Source organism: Streptomyces sp. AC627_RSS907 (assembly GCF_019049165.1).
Window position 1 is genome coordinate 1 of the sequence record NZ_JAGMUE010000736.1, and the last position, 712, is coordinate 712.

1 pseudogene is annotated in these 712 nt (G+C 65.6%); it reads right to left on the reverse strand.

The annotated features are described in order from the left end of the window. Positions 1-712 (reverse strand): annotated as a pseudogene (locus KUM32_RS38330) (sugar-binding protein); the annotation flags it as partial.

Below are 712 nucleotides of genomic sequence, written 5' to 3' on the forward strand. Positions count from 1 at the left end.
GTGCTGGACGGATTCGAGGAGGAGTTGGTAGTCGACATCCGCCGTACCCCAACGGTGTCCCAGCTTCCAGGAGTCCACCTTGGCGTAGGTGGTGCCCTTGAGGACCTCGGTGGTGACCTCGGTCAGTCGCTTGCGGGTCCAGAAGCTGGGCGACAGCCGCCCCTGGTCACACTTGGCGCCCGCGGCGCAGTTCAGGTCCCACGGCGTGTCGTACCAGTACTGCGCCTTGGTGCCGATGGTGTCGGCCGCGCAGGTGACGCCGGTGGTGGGGAGGCATCGCTCACTGTTGGTGAAGGTGACCTTCGCCAACGCCTGGGTGGCGTAGGCACTGCTGTCTCGCAGGCCGTACTCGATGCGATCCAGTTGGCCACCGCGCACGTAGGGGGTCTCGTCCTCGGCCTTGAGGTTGCGACCGTAGTGGTTGGTCTCCTTGTCGTAGTAGTACGCGACGGCGTTGCCGTGTGGGTCGACCACGTAGTCGAGGTTCCAGCGCCACGCCTGCTGGCACCAGGAGTCCTTGAAGGCCGCCGCGTGGCACTTCTCGCCGTCGTCGTCGCCGTAGACGGGCACCGTCCAGGTGGAGTCGGTGGTCTCCTTACCGGTGGCCCAGCCCGGGAGCTTGTGGTACCCGAAGTAGTAGACGGTGCCGTCCGGGTCGGTCATCTCCCAGTACTCGTTGTCGTTGTCACCGTTGTCGCGGGCGCTACTGGTC